14 protein-coding genes are annotated in these 18,422 nt (G+C 61.5%); 12 read left to right on the top strand and 2 right to left on the bottom strand.

What is annotated here, in order from left to right:
- Positions 1–61: 61 nt before the first annotated feature.
- The gene (locus tag ACOYXI_RS01245) at positions 62–685 is read right to left on the bottom strand and encodes a glutathione S-transferase N-terminal domain-containing protein (protein ID WP_461674170.1); all 624 of its coding nucleotides are present in this window, start codon (positions 683–685) and stop codon (positions 62–64) included.
- A 1,094-nt stretch (positions 686–1,779) separates the two neighbouring features.
- On the opposite strand from ACOYXI_RS01245, the gene ACOYXI_RS01240 reads away from it, so the two are divergent.
- The 11 genes from ACOYXI_RS01240 to ACOYXI_RS01190 all read left to right on the top strand — a co-directional run bounded on the left by ACOYXI_RS01240 (position 1,780) and on the right by ACOYXI_RS01190 (position 14,664).
- Positions 1,780–2,604: an energy transducer TonB gene (locus ACOYXI_RS01240; RefSeq protein WP_461674169.1), complete on the top strand. Its 825-nt coding sequence runs from the start codon at positions 1,780–1,782 to the stop codon at positions 2,602–2,604.
- Between the two features lie 51 nt (positions 2,605–2,655).
- Positions 2,656–3,363, top strand: a complete 708-nt coding sequence (locus tag ACOYXI_RS01235) for a MotA/TolQ/ExbB proton channel family protein (protein ID WP_007966644.1) — start codon at positions 2,656–2,658, stop codon at positions 3,361–3,363.
- Positions 3,363–3,764 carry an ExbD/TolR family protein gene (locus ACOYXI_RS01230; protein WP_461674168.1) on the top strand — a complete coding sequence of 134 codons (402 nt, stop codon included), beginning with the start codon at positions 3,363–3,365 and terminating at the stop codon, positions 3,762–3,764. The genes ACOYXI_RS01235 and ACOYXI_RS01230 overlap by 1 nt, the downstream gene beginning before the upstream one ends.
- A gap of 206 nt (positions 3,765–3,970) precedes the next feature.
- A complete protein-coding gene (locus tag ACOYXI_RS01225; RefSeq protein WP_210557566.1) occupies positions 3,971–6,682 on the top strand; it encodes a TonB-dependent receptor in 2,712 nt (903 codons plus the stop codon).
- Positions 6,683–6,912: 230 nt separating this feature from the next.
- Positions 6,913–8,778 carry an extracellular solute-binding protein gene (locus ACOYXI_RS01220; RefSeq protein WP_461674167.1) on the top strand — a complete coding sequence of 622 codons (1,866 nt, stop codon included), beginning with the start codon at positions 6,913–6,915 and terminating at the stop codon, positions 8,776–8,778.
- 1 nt (position 8,779) lies between these two features.
- Positions 8,780–9,844, top strand: coding sequence for a microcin C ABC transporter permease YejB (locus ACOYXI_RS01215; protein WP_461674166.1), 1,065 nt, complete (start codon positions 8,780–8,782; stop codon positions 9,842–9,844).
- A complete protein-coding gene (locus ACOYXI_RS01210) occupies positions 9,844–10,866 on the top strand; it encodes an ABC transporter permease (protein ID WP_096797383.1) in 1,023 nt (340 codons plus the stop codon). The genes ACOYXI_RS01215 and ACOYXI_RS01210 overlap by 1 nt, the downstream gene beginning before the upstream one ends.
- Before the next feature lie 14 nt (positions 10,867–10,880).
- Positions 10,881–12,515, top strand: coding sequence for an ABC transporter ATP-binding protein (locus tag ACOYXI_RS01205; RefSeq protein WP_210557563.1), 1,635 nt, complete (start codon positions 10,881–10,883; stop codon positions 12,513–12,515).
- Between the two features lie 167 nt (positions 12,516–12,682).
- Positions 12,683–13,204: a DUF3455 domain-containing protein gene (locus ACOYXI_RS01200; protein ID WP_027613866.1), complete on the top strand. Its 522-nt coding sequence runs from the start codon at positions 12,683–12,685 to the stop codon at positions 13,202–13,204.
- 228 nt (positions 13,205–13,432) lie between these two features.
- Positions 13,433–13,966 (top strand): sigma-70 family RNA polymerase sigma factor, encoded by a 534-nt coding sequence (locus ACOYXI_RS01195; protein ID WP_210557561.1) that lies wholly within the window; start codon positions 13,433–13,435, stop codon positions 13,964–13,966.
- Positions 13,963–14,664 (top strand): anti-sigma factor, encoded by a 702-nt coding sequence (locus ACOYXI_RS01190; protein ID WP_134785926.1) that lies wholly within the window; start codon positions 13,963–13,965, stop codon positions 14,662–14,664. The genes ACOYXI_RS01195 and ACOYXI_RS01190 overlap by 4 nt, the downstream gene beginning before the upstream one ends.
- Positions 14,665–14,671: 7 nt before the next feature.
- Here the strand turns inward: ACOYXI_RS01190 and ACOYXI_RS01185 are convergent, their stop codons facing one another.
- A complete protein-coding gene (locus tag ACOYXI_RS01185; protein WP_266276774.1) occupies positions 14,672–15,763 on the bottom strand; it encodes a DUF1615 domain-containing protein in 1,092 nt (363 codons plus the stop codon).
- A 324-nt stretch (positions 15,764–16,087) separates the two neighbouring features.
- Between ACOYXI_RS01185 and ACOYXI_RS01180 the strand changes: the two genes are divergently transcribed.
- Positions 16,088–18,292 (top strand): TonB-dependent receptor, encoded by a 2,205-nt coding sequence (locus tag ACOYXI_RS01180; RefSeq protein ID WP_461674165.1) that lies wholly within the window; start codon positions 16,088–16,090, stop codon positions 18,290–18,292.
- The last annotated feature ends 130 nt before the right edge of the window (positions 18,293–18,422 follow it).

The following is an 18,422-nucleotide window of genomic DNA, read 5'->3' as shown; positions in this document are numbered from 1 at the left end:
TCCATCGGGGATAAATCCCCTCACCACAGAGTTCACTCCTACATTTTGGTTTACCGGGTGTTCAGGACGGCCAATGCCGGGCAAACACCGGCGCCAGCACCGGATGCCTGTCAATACGCTGCAACCACGCATAAAACCCCGGACGTGTCTGGCGCAAGTGCTCGCGGCTCCCCGCCCAACGCGTCACCACGGCCGCCAGCATGTCCAGCGCGCCGGGCGTTTCGTCGTCCAGGTACAACTCGGCGGAAAACTGATCGGCAAACACTTCCCAGCTCCAGTGCAAACGCTCCCGCGCGCCGGCCATCAGGTTCTGCCGTGAGGCTTCGTCGGGCATCACCAGCCAGCGCTCGGGGTAATCGATGACGCCGATGGCTGCATAGCAATTGCTGGCGATGTAGACCATGCCGCGAATCGCCTGATCGCGATCAGCCGCCTTGGCCGGCAACAGACCGGACTCGGGAAAACTCAGGCCCAGATGAATCAGAATCGCCACACTCTCGGTGATCGCACTGCCATCGGGCAATTGCAGGGTCGGCACCTGCTTCAGTGGATTGAGGCGCGCCAGTGCCTCGGCGGCTTCGCTTGAGGCTTCGATATCGATAAAGCGATAGGCGATCTGGCATAACTCCAGCGCTGCCTCGATGGCTGCGGCACCTGAATTGCGATGTCCGTACAGTTGATACATGCCCCCTCCTCGATCTCGACAGATCTGTGTAGCCCTATTTATAGCGGGTGTATCCGCTTTGGCACGTTTTTCCCATGCATTGGCGACTTGCGAATTCAAACCTCGCAAAACAGCGCTGGCGGTGCCCATCCCGCACCAAGAGCAATCATCGAACGCTATCCGCGTTCTTGTAAGGTGCGATACCGAACCAAAAGTTCGCGTATCCGAGCTGGCAACAAGGAGTTCACCGCGTGAATCTTCAAACGCTCTGCCGCATCAGCCTCTGCTTGCTTGTTTATCAACAACGCCGAGTTCATTCGAACAGTCCCGGCGGCCAGTGCCTCTATTTTATTACCTGACTCCATGACCACACACCGTGATTGGCGATGACGCTTCGCCGACAACGGCGTGTTATTTATTTTTTAAATACAACTGCAAAAATTCCTGCACCTGCGCCGTATTAAATGAACGCAGACTGGATTGTCGGACAATAACTTTCAGAGACTTTGCAAGTGCACCAAAACGACTCCAGTGAGTTGGATTATTCAGCACTGGAAACATTGATTTCATTTAAACAAGAACAAGGAACATACGCCGTGACCCGCTAAAACACAGACCCGCACCAAATCAGTCCGCCGCGCACCAGCAAGTGCCCGGGCCGTTAGCCAAGCCGCCGCTCTATCCCGCCGATCAGCGTGATACCGCGTAGAGCCTGACTCGCCTCTGAAAAAACTCCACTCAAAGGAGTTTCGGGAAACTGTTGGCCGGAGAAATACACGACAAAGGCAAAACTTATATAAATGCGACATGGGTAACACTGATGAAATAAGACCTATACATTTCGGCAACATCTGGCACAGCGGTTGCTACATGCAAAAAAGCACAAGCATGAGACACCAACACTGATCTCAAGCAATAGAAGAACAACCAGGGAATGGCCAATGAACACTCGAAGTCGATGGCTCTAAGCCAGTAACTGTAAGCAAGCCCTGCTCTATAGATAGTTCAACTATCGGCCTGCGTACACCTTGAAGAAAGTTACACCCACCCACTCGAACATCACCCCTATGTTCGGACGGCACCTTATTGCCCTTCATCAACCCGAGGGAGCTTTAATGAACGATGCGGTAAAGCACAGAACCCTGCCGGGGTCGTTACGGGAAGCGCCAATCCCGCTGTCACCGGACAGGCCAGCCTTCACGGCCAATACCTCGCAACCCGGCGGGTTGAACAAACAGCAGATGCTGTTGCTGGTGGCGGTATCGGCGCTGATACACGGCGGCGCCTGGTGGTTTTTCCAGCAGACCCGGCCCGAGCCACTGCCGACTCCGCCGCAGATTCCGGAAATGACCGTCGAGTTGACCAGCCCGACGCCGCCGGCACCGCCCACACCGGAACCGCCACCGCCACCGCCGCCCCCTCCACCTCCGGAACCGGAACAACCGGTGGAAGACGAAGACGCGGTCAAGCCACCGCCAAAACCGGTAGAGAAACCCAAGCCGATCGAAAAACCGAAACCGCTCGAGAAGCCCAAACCGGTGAAGAAAGTCGAGCCGCCGAAAGCTCCGCCCGCCCCGGCACAACCGGCCGCTCCCGCTGCGCCGGCGACACCGAGCGCGCCACTGGCCCCGGCCGCCGCGCCTGGCCCGATCAAGGAATCGGCAGCGATTTCCGGTCTCGCCAGCCTTGGCAACCCGCCGCCGGAATATCCGTCGCTGGCGCTGCGGCGCAATTGGGAAGGCAGCGTGGTGCTGCGCATTCAGGTGCTGGCCAACGGTCGCGCCGGCTCGGTGACAGTGACCAAGTCCAGCGGCAAGCCGCAACTGGATGACGCCGCCGTCGCGGCGGTAAAGAACTGGAAGTTCATTCCGGCCAAACGCGGTGACACGCCGATTGACGGCTTCGCCACCCAGACCATCGATTTCAAATTGCCGCAATAACGGCACAACCCAACGAACTCACAACCGACTTAATGCAAGCGAGGTGTAGCGATGAACAATTCACTGTCTTCGATGATTGTCCCCGGTGTGCTCTGGGGCCTGGTGCTGTTTTCCGTGGTCAGCTGGGCGATCCTGCTGGTCAAGTCGGCGCAATACCTGCGCCAGAAAGCCCAGAACAAACAGTTCAGCAAAGCCTTCTGGGGCGCACCGGATCTGCTCACCGCTGCCGAACACGCCAGCCAGTATCCGGGCTCGCTGGCGCGCATCGCCAGCAGCGGCTTCGAAGCCTTGCTGGTGGAAGAATCGCCGCGTACCACGCAACAACTGGCGCACACCATCAACCGTTCCGATCGTCTGGAGCGCAACCTGCGCCAGCAGATCCAGAAAGAACGCCGCTCGCTGGAAAACGGTCAGGCGATTCTCGCCAGTATCGGCAGCACCGCGCCGTTCATTGGTCTGTTCGGTACCGTGTGGGGGATCATGGAAGCCCTGCAAAGCATCGGCGAAACCGGTTCGGCCAGCCTTGAAGCGGTCGCCGGCCCCATCGGTCATGCACTGATCGCCACTGGCGTGGGGATCGCTGTCGCGGTCCCGGCGGTGCTGATTTACAACTTCTTCCTGCGCCGCCTGAAACTCGCTTCGGCAGACATGGATGACTTCGCCCACGACTTCGACGCCCTCGCCTCGCGCAGTGCGTTCTCCATCAGCCGCCAGGCCATCGCCAGCAAAACCACAGCCGCCGTGCGGGAGGCCAGCTGATGTCCTTTTCCACCCAAGACAGCGATGAAGTGCTCAGCGAAATGAACGTCACGCCGCTGGTGGATGTGATGCTCGTGCTGCTGGTGGTGTTCATCGTCACCGCGCCGCTGATGACCAATGCGATCAAGGTCAATCTGCCGAAAACCGACGCCGTCGCTCCCGCCGAAAAGAAAGACCCGGTGGTGGTCAGCGTCGATCAGGACGGCAAGTTCTACCTGGCGAAAACCGAACTGGCGCCGGAATCGCTGGAGGCCAGCCTCAAGGAGGTCAAGGCCAAGGACGCCGAAGTACGCGTGCAGTTGCAGGCCGACGCCAACGTCAATTATGGCCAGGTGGCCAAGGCCATAGCATCCATCGAACGTTCGGGCATCAGCAAGATTTCGGTGATGACCACCCACTGAGTGCGGTGCCGGGCGCGCGTTGAGAAACGCGCCCGGCACCGCTGAAGCATCCCGTCGCAATCAGCCGACCGAAAAAACGCCACGCGTCTTCGGAGGGGATCGGCTTGCTTGAAGAAAGTGGTTTTCCGCACGCGGTATCACCGATAGCGGAGCAATGAGGGGCTCACAAGGCCAATTCGATAACGTCTAAAAAGTCGGAAATAACCATGCTGATGAACACTCCACGCTTCACGCTCAAACCTTTGGTGGCAACGATCTCTCGCCACCGTTTTGTTCCGTTGTATCTGGTGGCCATGGGGATGGGCGCCGGGACTGTGCAAGCCGCCGAGGGTGACAACGCCACCGTGCCCGCTGCGGCAGCGGTGGTGGCGCCGACCACGCAACTGCAACGGGTGGAAGTGACGGGTTCGGCGATTCGCCGGGTCGATGCGGAAACGGCCGTGCCGATCACCATTCTCAAGGCCGATGAGTTGCGCAAACAGGGCGTGACCACCACCGCCGAACTGGTGCAGCGGATCACCGGCAGCCAGTCGATCAACAACAGCGCCGGCTCGGTCGGCGCCGCCACCGGTGGCGCTTCGTTTGCCGACATGCGCGGCATCGGCGCGAACAAGACCCTGGTGCTGCTCAACGGTCGACGCCTGGCGAACAACGCCTTGTCCGGCACCAACTCGGCCGGCGGCGCGGTGGATCTGAACATGATCCCGTTTGCCGCCATCGAGCGCGTTGAGGTCCTGCGCGACGGCGCGTCGGCCCTCTACGGCACCGACGCCATCGGCGGCGTGATCAACTTCATCACCAAGAAATCCATGACCGACGGCCAGCTCACCCTCGGTGGCGAAACCCCAACCCACAGCGGCGGCGGTGCCACCAAAGACATGAGCGCCAGCTGGGGCTACGGCGATCTGGAGCAAGACCGCTTCAACGTCCTCGGCGTGTTCAACTACAACAAGCAGCAGAACCTCGACGCCAACGACCGCTCCTTCGCCCGCGACTATGTGCCCGGCCGTGGCCTGGACCAGACCTCCGGCACCGCGTTCCCCGGCAACTACAGCCAGAACGGCAACGCCACCAACCCGTTGGCCAACAGCAATTGCAACGGGCCGAACCTGGTGGCGCGTGACGGCTTGTGCCGCTTCAGCACCCGCGAATACATCGACCTGATTCCGCAAACCGAAAAAACGTCGTTCTTCGGCAAGACCACCGGCAAGCTGGCGGATGACCACAACGTCAACCTCGAATACTTCTGGTCGCGCAACAACAACGCCACCGCTGTCGGCCCGGCCCCGCTCACCGGCTTGAGCCTGGATTCGTCGTCGCCCTACTACCCCGGCAACGGCATCACCCCCGGCCCGACCGGCTTCGCCCTCGACCCGACGCAACCGGTCGATGTGAACTGGCGCGAGACCGCTGCCGGCCCGCGTGAATCGAAAGACCAGAACACCAGTCAGCGCTTTCTGCTGAGCTTCGATGGTCTGGTCGGCGGCTGGGATTACAACGTCGGCGCCTCGTACAACCAGAACAAAATCGTCTCCAGTGTCACCAGCGGATATGTCAGCGATCAGGCGATGATCAACGGTCTGGCCAGCGGTCTGCTCAACCCGTTCGGCCCGCAATCCGCCGCCGGTCAGCAGTACATCGACCAGGCCATGTACCACGGCGCCTACTCCACCGCTGTCGGCCGCGTCGCCGGTTTCGACGGGCGGATCAGCCGCGAGATCGGTGACTGGTTCGGTGCCGGCCCCGCCGGTCTGGCGCTGGGTGGCGAGTACCGCAAAGAGAAATTCCACCAGGACTTCGAACAGTTTGCCGGTGATATCCAGAGCCTCGGCATCGACCCGGCCGGCAGCGTCGAGGGCGACCGCAGCGTGAAAGCCGCGTACGCCGAAATCAACGTGCCGGTGCTCGACAGCCTCGAACTGTCCGCCGCCGTGCGTCACGACAAATACAGCGACTTCGGCAGCACCACCAACCCGAAATATTCGTTCCGTTATCAGCCGCTCAAGGAGCTGGTAGTGCGTGGCGCGTACAGCGAAGGCTTCCGTGCGCCATCGCTCTACGAGCTGTATTCGCCGCGCAGCATCACCTACACCCAGGGCTACTACAACGACCCGGTGCTGTGTACCGGTGGCGTGGTGCAACCGGGCGGCAACGGCGGGCGCGATTGCGGCCAGCAGTTCCTCAATCAGATCGGCGGCAATGAAGATCTGGCCCCGGAGAAGGCGCGCAACGTGACGCTGGGCTTCGTCTATCAGCCGGTCAGCAACCTGTCGGTGGGTCTGGATTTCTGGTGGATTCACATTTCCAACCAGATCCAGCCGTTCCCTGAATCCACCGTGTTCGATCAGGCCGGCAGCTACCCGGATCGCTTCGTGCGCAACGCCGACGGCACGCTCAACTACATCGTCACCGGCAACGCCAACCTCGGCATCGTCGAAACCAACGGTGTCGATGTGTCGCTGGATTACCGCTTCCCGAACACCCCTTACGGCCAGTTCGGCCTGGGGCTGCAAGGCACCTACGTCGACAGTTATGACTTCCAGAGCACCATCAAAGGCCCGTTCACCGACAAGGTCGGCGACTTCGAAGGGGACGGCGTGATCGCGCGCTGGAAACACAACCTCACCGGCAGCTGGACCTTCGGCGCGGCTCGTGCGTCGCTGACCAACCGCTTCACCACCGGCTACAACGACTACGACCGCGATACCCATGCGCGCGTCGCGTCGTATTCGGTGTGGGACCTGTCGGCCGGCTACACCTTCAACAAGGTGCTGGACGTGGATGCGGGGATGAAGAACATGTTCGACCGCAACCCGCCGTTCACCAACCAGGCCTACAACTTCCAGAGCGGCTATGACCCGCGCTACACCGACCCGCTGGGCCGCACGCTGTTTGCGCGCATGACGTATCACTTCTGACCCCAGGGCTGGACACATCCTTTGTGTGACTGAGCTTTTGTGGTGAGGGGATTCATCCCCGATGGGGTGCGAAGCGCCCCCAAAACCTGAACTGCGGATGACCAGAATCACCGCATGCAATGGGTTTGCGACTGCTTCGCAGCCGGTCGGGGATAAATCCCCTGCACCAGAGGGCACTCCCACAGTTTTCAGCGTTGCCAGTGAGTTTTCGGGCTTAGAGGAAAAACTTCATGAGATTCATGCGCAACATGGCAGGCCTGCTGCTCGGCGGCGTTTTGCTCTGCGCCGCCGTGCCGGCAATGGCCGCCGGCAGCTACGCACTGACGGTATACGGCGAGGCGCCGAAGTATCCGGCGGGGTTCGAGCATTTTGATTTCGTCGATCCCGACGCGCCCAAGGGTGGTTCACTCAGTCGTGCGTCGATGGAGATCGGCCAGTACAACTACATCACTCCGTATGCCGATCAGGGCATTTCCGTGGTGCAGGTCAACGACTGGGTGTATGCGCCACTGGCGTTCCGTTCGCTCGACGAGCCCTACACCGTTTACGGTCTGGTCGCGCAACAGATGGAACGCGATCCCGATGGCCTCTGGGTGCGCTTCACTCTGAACCCCAAGGCTCGCTTCGCCGATGGCACGCCGATCACCGCCGAGGACGTGCGCTACACCTTCAACCTGCTGATGACCAAGGGCAGCCTCAGTTATCGCCAGCAATACGCCGACGTGCAGGACGTGCTGATCGAAGGCCCACGGCAGGTGCGTTTCACTTTCAAGAACAACCTCAACCGCACCCTGGCGCTGGACCTGGCGACCCTGCGCGTGGTGCCCGAACACTGGTGGAAAACTCGCGATTTCGCCAACGGCGGCGGCTTCGAGCCACCGCTGGGCAGCGGCCCGTACCGCGTGAGCAAGGTCGATGCCGGGCGCAGCATCAGTTTCCAGCGCGACCCGGACTGGTGGGGCAAAGACCTGCCGGTCAGTCGCGGGATGTACAACTTCGACACGCTCACGGTGAATTTCTATGGCGACACCGACGTCGCCCGGCAACTGTTGCAGGCCGGGGCGTTCGACTACAACCGCGAGTTTTCCTCGTCCGGTTATGTGGTGGGTTACGACAGTCCGGCGCTGCGTGACGGTCGCTTGCAGCAGGCGATCCTCGCTCCGGAAAAACCCACCGCCGCCCAAGGCTTCGTGTTCAACCTGCAAAACCCGATCTTCCAGGATCGCCGCGTGCGTCAGGCGATCAGCCTGCTGTGGGATTTCGAATGGACCAACAAGCAGATGATGCGCGGCTTCTACGTGCGCCAGAACAGTTTCTGGCCCAAGAGTGAAATGGCCGCCACCGCCCTGCCCGACGCCGAAGAATTGAAGATTCTCGAACCGCTGCGCGGACAGATTCCCGACGAGGTGTTCACCACGGTGTATCAGGCGCCGAAAACCGATGGCAGCGGCTACATCCGCGACAAGCAGCTGCAAGCTCTGAAGCTGCTCGCCGAGGCCGGCTGGACGCCGCAACACAGCCGACTGGTCAACGCCGCCGGTGAGCCTCTGGAGTTCACCTTCCTCGACGGTCAGGGCGGTTTTGATCGCATGCTGCTGCCGTTCAAACGCACCCTCGCGCAGATCGGCATCACCCTGAATCTACGGCGGATCGACTCGGCGCAATACGTCAATCGGCTCAACGCCCGCGACTACGACATGATCGTCACCAGTTTCCCGCGCAGTGGCGATCCGATCGTCTCCCCCGGCCGCGAGCTGTACAGCCTGTATGCCTCGCAAAGTGCCACGCAAGTCGGCAGTTCGAACTCGATGGTGCTGGCCAACCCGGCGGTCGATCAACTGATCGACGGGCTGGTCAAGGCCGACACCCGCGACGCCATGGTGCATTACGCCCGCGCCCTCGACCGGGTGCTGCAATGGGGTTACTACATGATTCCCAACTACTACTCCAAGGGCACGCCGACGGTGTATCAGAACCGCTTCGGCATGCCGCCGGTGCAACCGGCGTACGACGAAGGCCTCAACACCTGGTGGGAGGTCTCGGCCAAGCCGTTGACCACGCAACAGATGCACACCCAGCTCGCAGGGGGTCAGTGACATGCTGCGTTATCTGAGTCGACGTTTGCTGCTGATCATCCCCACGCTGCTGTGCATTCTGGTGGTCAACTTCGTGATTGTGCAGGCCGCACCGGGCGGCCCGGTGGAGCAAGCCATTGCCCGCCTGCAAGGTTTCAGCGGGCACGGCATGGGCGGTGGTGGCGAAGTCGCCGCGGTTGGCGGTGCCGGGCGCAGCAGCCGGGGCCTCGATCCGGCGCTGATCGAGGAAATCAAACACCACTACGGCTTCGACAAGCCGATGCACGAACGCTTGTGGCTGATGCTGAAAAACTACGCCCAGCTGGATCTGGGCAGCAGTTTCTTTCGCGGCGCCAAGGTCACCGATCTGATCCTGCAGAAACTGCCGGTGTCGCTGTCGCTTGGCCTGTGGGCGACGCTGATCACCTACCTGATTTCGATCCCGCTGGGCATCCGCAAAGCGATCAGCAACGGCAGCGCGTTCGATGTCTGGAGCAGCACGGCGATCATCATCGGCTACGCGATGCCGGCGTTTCTGTTTGCGATGCTGCTGATCGTGGTGTTCGCCGGCGGCAGCTACGTCAACTGGTTCCCGGTGCAGGGGCTGGTGTCGGATAACTTCGACAGCCTCAGCACCTTGGGCAAGGTCGGCGACTACCTCTGGCATCTGGTGTTGCCGGTGACCGCGCTGGTGATCGGCGGTTTCGCCACCCTGACCATCCTCACCAAAAACAGCTTCCTCAACGAGATCAGCCGCCAATACGTGATCACCGCGCGGGCCAAGGGTTTGACCGAGCGCCGCGTGCTCTACGGCCACGTGTTTCGCAACGCGATGCTGCTGGTGGTGGCCGGGGTGCCCTCGGCGCTGATCGAGGTGTTTTTCGCCGGTTCCTTGCTGATCGAAACCATCTTCAACCTCGACGGCCTCGGGCGCATGAGTTACGAGGCGGCGGTGTCGCGTGACTATCCGGTGGTGTTCGGCGCGCTGTTTCTGTTCACCCTGTTCGGCCTGTTGATCAAGCTGATCGGTGATCTCTGCTACACCCTGCTCGACCCACGCATCGACTTCTCGGCGAGGACTGCCTGATGTTCACACTTTCTCCTCTGGGTCAGCGCCGGGTCGCGCAGTTCAAGGCCAACCGCCGTGGACGCTGGTCACTGTGGCTGTTCATTGGCCTGTGCCTGATCTGCCTCGGCGGCGAACTGATTGCCAACGACAAACCGTTGGTGATCCGCTACCACGGCGCCTACTACTTCCCGATCCTCAGCGAATACCTGGAAACCGATTTCGGCGGCGAACTGCCGTTCCAGCCGGATTACGCCAGCGCTTACGTGCACGGGCTGATCGAGGATCAGGGCGGCTGGATGCTGTTTCCGCCGATCCCGTTCAGCTACGACACGGTCAATTATGACCTGACTGAACCGGCACCCAGCCCACCCTCTTCCAGCAATTGGCTGGGCACCGACGATCAGGCGCGGGACGTATTGGCACGGGTGATTTTCGGCACACGGATTTCAATTCTGTTTGCGCTGATCCTCACCGGCATCAGTGCGCTGGTCGGCATCGTTGCCGGGGCGTTACAGGGTTATTACGGCGGTTGGGTGGATTTGCTTGGGCAACGGGTGCTGGAGATCTGGTCGGGGCTGCCGGTGCTGTATCTGCTGATCATCTTGTCCGGGTTTGTCTCGCCGAGTTTCTGGTGGTTGCTGGGGATCATGGCGCTGTTTTCCTGGCTGGCATTGGTGGACGTGGTGCGCGCCGAGTTCCTGCGTGGACGCAATCTGGAATACGTCAAAGCCGCGCGGGCGCTGGGGCTGACCGACAGCGAACTGATGCTGCGTCACATCCTGCCCAACGCGATGACCTCCACCCTGACCTACCTGCCGTTCATTCTGACCGGCGCCATCGCCACCCTCACAGCCCTGGATTTCCTCGGTTTCGGCATGCCCGCCGGGACCGCTTCGCTGGGCGAACTGATCGGCCAGGCCAAGCGCAATCTGCAAGCGCCATGGCTGGGGCTGACGGCATTTTTTGCCTTGGCGCTGATTCTGTCGTTGTTGGTGTTCATCGGCGAGGCTTGCCGTGATGCGTTTGATCCACGATCTTGATCCGAGGAGCTGACATGAGCGACAACCTGATTGAAATCCGCGACCTGCGTGTCGCCTTCGCCGGGCAGGAAGTGGTGCACGGTCTGGACCTCGATATTCGGCGTGGCGAATGCCTGGCGCTGGTCGGTGAGTCCGGCTCGGGCAAGTCGGTCACGGCGCATTCGATTTTGCGTCTGCTGCCGGGCAAAACCGTCAGCAGCAGCGGTTCGATTGCTTACAACGGGGTGAACTTGCTGCACGCCAGCGAGCCGCAGATGCGCGGTTTGCGCGGCAACCGGATTGCGATGATTTTCCAGGAGCCGATGACCTCGCTCAATCCACTGCACACCGTGGAACGACAGGTCAGTGAAGTGCTGGAGATTCACAAGGGCCTCAAGGGCCGCGCCGCCCGTGAGCGCACGCTGGAATTGCTTGAACTGGTGGGCATTCGCCAGCCATTGCAGCGTTTGAAAGCCTATCCCCACCAGTTGTCCGGCGGCCAGCGGCAACGGGTGATGATTGCAATGGCGCTGGCCAATGAGCCGGAACTGCTGATCGCCGATGAGCCGACCACGGCGCTGGACGTCACCGTGCAGCAGAAGATTCTCGAGCTGCTGATCGAGTTGCAGCAGCGGCTCGGCATGTCGATGCTGCTGATCAGTCACGATCTGAATCTGGTGCGGCGCATCGCGCAACGGGTGTGCGTGATGCGTCACGGTGAAGTCGTCGAACAGGCTGACTGCGAGACGCTGTTTCGCGCGCCGCAGCACCCTTACAGCCGCTTGCTGATCGAGGCTGAACCGAGCGGTGCGCCGGTGCCGAGTCCGTACCAGCACAACCTGCTGGAAGTCGATGATCTGAAGGTCTGGTTTCCACTGCCCAAGGGCTTGTTCAGTCGTTCGCAGGCGTACATCAAAGCGGTGGACGGAGTCAGTTTCCGCCTGCAACGCGGCAAGACCCTGGGGATTGTCGGCGAGTCCGGTTCGGGCAAATCGACGCTGGGTCAGGCGATCCTGCGGCTGGTGGAATCCGAGGGCGATATCCGCTTCGGCAACAAGCAGCTGAGCCTGCTCAATCAACGCTTGATGCGCCCCTTGCGGCGACAGATTCAGGTGGTGTTCCAGGATCCGTTCGGCAGCCTGAGTCCAAGGATGTCGGTGCAGCAGATCATTGCCGAAGGCTTGCTGACCCACGGCATCGGCACCGAGGCCGAGCGCGAAGCAGCAGTGATTCGCGTACTCGAAGAAGTCGGCCTTGACCCCAAGAGCCGTCACCGCTACCCCCACGAGTTTTCCGGCGGCCAGCGTCAGCGCATCTCCATTGCCCGCGCGCTGGTGCTGGAGCCGGCGCTGATCCTGCTCGACGAACCAACCTCGGCGCTGGATCGCACGGTGCAGAAACAAGTGGTGGAGCTGTTGCGGCAACTGCAGATCAAGCATGGGCTGACCTATCTGTTCATCAGCCATGACCTGGCGGTGGTGCATGCGCTGGCCCATGACTTGCTGGTGATCAAGGATGGCAAGGTGGTGGAACAGGGTTCGTCGCGGGAGATTTTTGCCGCACCGCAGCATCCCTATACCCAGGAACTGCTGAAAGCCTCCGGCCTCAAGCCCGACGCAAATCCCTGTGGGAGCGGGCTTGCTCGCGAATGCGATATGCCTGTGACATGAATATCGACTGACAGGACGCCTTCGCGAGCAAGCCCGCTCCCACAGGGGAGATCGGTGGAGGTGGAAAATATTTGTCGGGCACTGCATCCAAACGCCTCCGCCACGGGTAGTCCCTGTAACAGCCCTCTTCGGCTGTCAGCGGTCTACCCCTTTCGGAGATAACACTGATGAACATCACTCAACTGATTGGCCTCACCGGTTTGCTCGCCCTGTCCTCGACAACCTTCGCCCAAAGCAGCTACCCCGATGCGATCAAAGTCCCGGAAGGCCACAAGATCGCGATGGAAACCACCGGGGTCGGCGAGATCACTTACGAATGCCGCGACAAGCCCAATGCCGCCGGGCAGACCGAATGGACCTTCGTCGGCCCGAAAGCGGTGCTCAATGATCGCAGCGGCAAGCAGGTCGGCACCTACTTCGGCCCGCCCGCCACCTGGCAGGCCAAGGACGGTTCGAAAGTCACCGGCACGCAATTGGCCGTCGCTCCGTCGAGCCCGGGCAACCTGCCCTATCAACTGGTCAAGGCCAACCCGGCTGAAGGCAAGGGCGCGATGAGCGGCGTGAGTTATATCCAGCGTGTCGCGCTCAAGGGCGGCGTGGCGCCGGGCAGTGAATGCACAGCGGCGAACAAGGGCAAGCAGGAAGTGGTGAAGTATCAGGCCGACTACATTTTCTGGGCGGCGAACTAGTTCCTTGATGTCCCTATGGGAGCGAACTTGTGGCGAGGGGATTCATCCCCGATGGGGCGCGAAGCGCCCCAAAATCCGGCAACTGCGGAGTCAGGCATTCACCGCAACCAACGGTTACGGCTGCTGTGCAGCCGGTCGGGGATGAATCCCCTCACCACAAAGGCTCGCTCCCACAGTAGAAGACTGTGTTGTCTGGATGTTTGAAGAATGTGAGCTAGATTGCACCCCATGTCTTTGCCTGAACCGCTGTTTGATTACGAAGCCCATCTCGCTGCCTGTGCCCGCGGCGAGCAGTCGGCCCTGCGCGATTTGTACGTGCAGGAAGGCCCGCGCCTGCTCGGCGTTGCAAAACGACTGATACGTGACGCGGCGCTGGCCGAAGACATCGTGCATGAGGCGTTTATCAAGATCTGGAACGGTGCGGCGCAATTTGATCCGGCGCGCGGTTCAGCGCGCGGCTGGATGTTCAGCGTGACCCGGCATCTGGCGTTGAACCAGCTGCGTGATCAAAGCCGGGAGGCGCCGTTCAACGAAGAACACGATGCCGAGCCTGACGAGGACGCCTTCGATGTGCAGGGCCATTCGGCGCGGATCCATCGTTGTCTGGAACAACTCGACCCGCAGCGGCGAAGCTGCATTCTCCACGCCTATGTCGACGGCTACAGTCATGCACAGATTTCCGCGCGCCTGGGCACGCCGCTGGGCACGGTCAAAGCCTGGATCAAACGCAGCCTCAACGCTTTGCGGGAGTGCATGGGATGACCACTGAATCGGCGCAGGAACGTGATGAACTGGCCAGCGAGTACGTGCTCGGCACCCTGTCGGCGCCGGAGCGCGAAGCACTGCAACGGCGCTTGCCCCACGAGCCCGAGCTGCAAGCGGCGGTGGATGCCTGGGAGCGACGCTTGCTCGACCTGACCGAATTTGCCGGCACGCAGCAGCCTTCGCCGCACTTGTGGCCGCGCATCGAGCGCAGTGTCGAGCGGTTCGCGCAAAAAGCGCCGGCTGCGCCGTCAACCTCGTGGTGGAATCTGCTGCCGCTGTGGCGCGGCTTGAGTGCGGCCGGCTTGGCCGCCACATTGGTTTTGGGCTCGATCCTGCTGACCCAGACCCCGCCGAAGCCGAACTATCTGGTGGTGCTGGTCGCGCCGCAGGACAAGGCGCCAGGCTGGGTGATTCAGGCCAGCAATCCGCGTGAAATCCAGTTGATCCCGCTGGGCGTGGTCGAAGTGCCGGCGGACAAGGCGCTGGAGTTCTGGACCAAGGCTGACGGCTGGCAAGGGCCGGTGTCGCTGGGGCTGGTCAAACCGGGGCAGACGCTCTCGGTGCCGCTGGATAAATTGCCGCCGCTGCAACCGAATCAGCTGTTCGAGCTGACGCTGGAAGGCGCCAATGGCTCGCCGATCGGTAAACCGACCGGGCCGATTCAGGCCATTGGCCGAGCCGTCAAAGTGCTTTGAACCGGCGTCAACCGGCCTTGGCCATGCAGCGCTTGTAGCGCTCATCCACGCGTTTGGCGAACCACGCCGTGGTCAGCTTGCGGGTGATTTTCGGGCTCTGCAAAACGATCCCCGGCAACACCGCGCGTGGCAAGGTCTTGCCTTCAGCCTTCTCGGCCAGTTCGAACACGCGCTGGTAGAGTTTGGTTTCTTCGAATTCCAGGGTCTTACCCTTCTCCAGTTGATCGCGAATGGTCGGGTTGCGCATGCCCAGCGACTTGCCGAGGGTGCGCACCGCCAGTTCGGTGGTGCCAGGCATGATCGAGTCGTAGCGAATCAAGTCGCCATCCAGCGCCAACGGGATGCCCGAAGCTCGGCTGACGGCGTTCTGGAACGCGGCATTGCGGCTGGCGTACCAGCCGGCATTGAAGTCGGCGAAGCGGTACAGCGGCTCGCGGTAACTCACCGGGTAGCCAAGTAAATGGGCGATGCCGAAGTACATGCCGCCACGGCGGGTGAACACTTCGTGGCGGATCGTGCCGTCTACCGGGTACGGATACTCCTTGGCGTGCTGCTCGGCGAATTCGATGCTGACCTGCATCGGTCCGGCGGTGTGCACCGGGTTGAAGCCGCCGAACAAGGTGCGGCCCATCGGCACCCTGCCGATGAAATCGTCAAAAATGGCGCTGAGTTCTTTTTCACTGCGTGCCGCGTTCAAGCGTTCGCTGTAGGTCTTGCCGCTGGTGGAGCGCACTTGCAGCGCGGCGCTGACCAACAGACCGGGGATATGCACTTTGGCGGCACGACGGTCGATTTCGTCGCGGGCGATCTTGCCCAGGCCCGGCACCGTGGGGTCTACCTGGAAGGTGGATTCCTGCTCGGCCACGGCCAGCACCGAACACAGATTCTGCGTGGTCGGGCTGATGTTCTGCGCGGCGAACGCGGCGTAGATGTCGGTGGCCCAGCCTTGACGGTCGGGCACTTTGGCCGGCATCAGCCGCACTATTTCGGCCTTCACTTCAGCCGGCGCACGCGGAACAGGCTCCTGACTGCGCTGGCCGGCGCAACCGGCGAGCACCAGCAGCGCGGCGAGGGTAACGAGTAATCGAGGGGTGTGCATGGCGCTCCTTGGCGTGCATTGAGGCGGGTTCACCATACGATCAAAGGGGTGACGCAGGCTAGGACTGTGACCTTAGTGGTGAGGTGATTTATCCCCGATGGACTTCGCAGCAGCCTTCCAATATCAAAGCGACCCGCTCCGCGCGCCATCGGGGATAAATCCCCTCACTACAGGTTTCCATTCGGATCGGGAAATTCAGCAAGATAAACTGATTGCAAAACGTTACTGCGAACTCCTATCATTTGCGCCTGGAGTCGTATTTGCGCAAGGAGTTCCCCGCGCCGTTCTAATTTTCTCACCAGCCGCACGCCTCCAGGTATCGACATGCCCGTTTCAGCTCGACTCGCCGTCCCGTTTCGCCCGACGCTTCTTGCCCTGCTGTGCTCCCTGACTGTCACCGCTCACGCTGCCGACGAAAACGGCAAGGAGCTGGTGCTCGACAACGTCAACATCAACGCCCAGGCACCGACGCCCAACGCCCTGCCCCCGGTCTATGCCGGTGGTCAGGTCGCCCGTGGTGGTCAGCTCGGCGTGCTCGGCAATCAGGACATGATGGACGTGCCGTTCAGCGCCGCGTCGTACACCGAACAGCTGATTCAGGACCAGCAAGCGGAAAACGTTGCCGACGTGTTGCTCAATGATTCGTCGGTGCGTCAGGCCTCGGGCTTCTCCAACCAGGCGCAGGTGTTCATGATCCGCGGCTTGCCGCTCAACGGCGACGACATTTCCTATAACGGCCTGTACGGCGTGCTGCCGCGGCAGATCATTTCCACTGACGCCCTGGAGCGCGTGGAAGTGTTCAAAGGTCCCAACGCTTTCATCAACGGCGTGACCCCGACCGGCTCCGGCATCGGTGGCGGCGTCAACCTGCAGCCCAAGCGCGCCGGCGACGAGCCGCTGCGCCGCTACACCACCGATATCAACAGCGAAGGTCGCATCGGTCAGCACTTCGATATCGGCCAGCGATTCGGCGAAGACAACCGCTTCGGCGCGCGGATCAACCTGTCGCAGCGCGAAGGCGACACCGGCATCGATCACGAAAACCAGCGCTCGAAACTGTTCAGCATCGGCCTCGACTATCGTGGTGACGCGCTGCGTATTTCCGGCGACTTCGCCTACCAGAAAGAACGCGTCAACGGTGGCCGCAACTCGGTCAACCTCGGCACCGCCACGCACATCCCGGACGCGCCGTCAGCCGACACCAACTACGCGCCGAAGTGGGGTTACACCGACATCGAAGACACCTTCGGCATGCTCCGCGCCGAATACGACCTGAACGACAACTGGACCGCGTACGTCGCCGGCGGCGCCAAGCACACCCGCGAGGTCGGGCGCTACAATTCGACCACGCTGGTGGGCAACAACGGCGCCTCCTACACCACCGGCTCGTTCATCCCCCACGACGAGGACAACACCAGCCTGATGGCCGGTCTCAACGGCAAGTTCAACACCGGCGCGGTCAGCCACAAGCTCAATTTCGGCCTCAGCGGTCTGTGGGCCGAACAGCGCAGTGCCTATGATTTCGACCTGACCAAGTACGCCAACAACATCTACCACCCGGTGGAAACGCCGTCGCCGGTCGGCAATTTTTCCGGCGGCGATCTCAATGACCCGGGCATCGTCGGCAAGACCTTCAACCGCAGCCTCGCGCTCTCCGACACCCTCGGTTTCTTCGATGATCGCCTGCTGATCACCGCTGGCCTGCGTCGCCAGCAACTGGTGGTGCAAGGCTACAACTACGCCAGTTACGGCAGCGGCAGCCGCAAGTCGAGCTACGACGAATCGATCACCACGCCGGTCTACGGCATCGTGTTCAAGCCGTGGGAGCATGTGTCGTTCTACGCCAACCACATCGAAGGCCTGGCCCAGGGGCCGACCTCGCCAGCCAGCACCGGCGGCTTGCGCGTGACCAACGGCAACGAAGTCTACGCACCGGCGCGCTCCAAGCAGACCGAGGCCGGGGTCAAGGTCGACATGGGCACTTACGGCGCGAGCCTGGGCGTCTATCGCATCGAGCAGCCGAGCGACGGTTACTGCGAAATCAACAGCGCCACCACCTGCACCTACGTGCGTGAAGGCGAGCAGATCAACAAAGGCGTAGAGATGAACGTGTTCGGCGAGCCGATCAACGGCCTGCGCCTGATCAGCGGCCTGACGCTGATGGACACCGAACTGCGCAACACCCAGAACGGCGCCAACGACGGCAACCGTGCCATCGGCGTGCCGAGCTTCCAGTTCAACGCCGGCGCCGATTGGGATGTACCGGGCCTGCAAGGCGTGGCGCTGAATGCGCGGATGCTGCGCACCGGTGGCCAATATGCCGACGCCGCCAACAACCTCAGCCTGCCGACCTGGAATCGCTTCGACGCCGGTGTGCGTTATGCGTTCAAGGTCTCGCAGAAAGACGTGACCCTGCGTTTGGGCGTGGAAAACCTGGCCAACAAGAAATACTGGGAGTCGGCTCAAGGCGGTTATCTGACCCAGGGTGAGCCGCGGGTGGCGAAGCTGTCGGGCACTATCGATTTTTAAAGCTGAGAAGCCCTCACCCTCAAAAGCCCCTCACCCTAGCCCTCTCCCGTAGGGAGAGGGGACTGACCGCGGTGTTCTTTCGAGTCACGCCGACGTGTGCCACCGAGTCGAACTAAGGTTTTGAAAGGCA

The sequence above is a fragment of the Pseudomonas sp. G3-19 genome, from assembly GCF_054855875.1.
The sequence above is the reverse complement of the archived record's forward strand: the minus strand, read 5'-3'. Positions and strand labels throughout refer to the sequence as shown.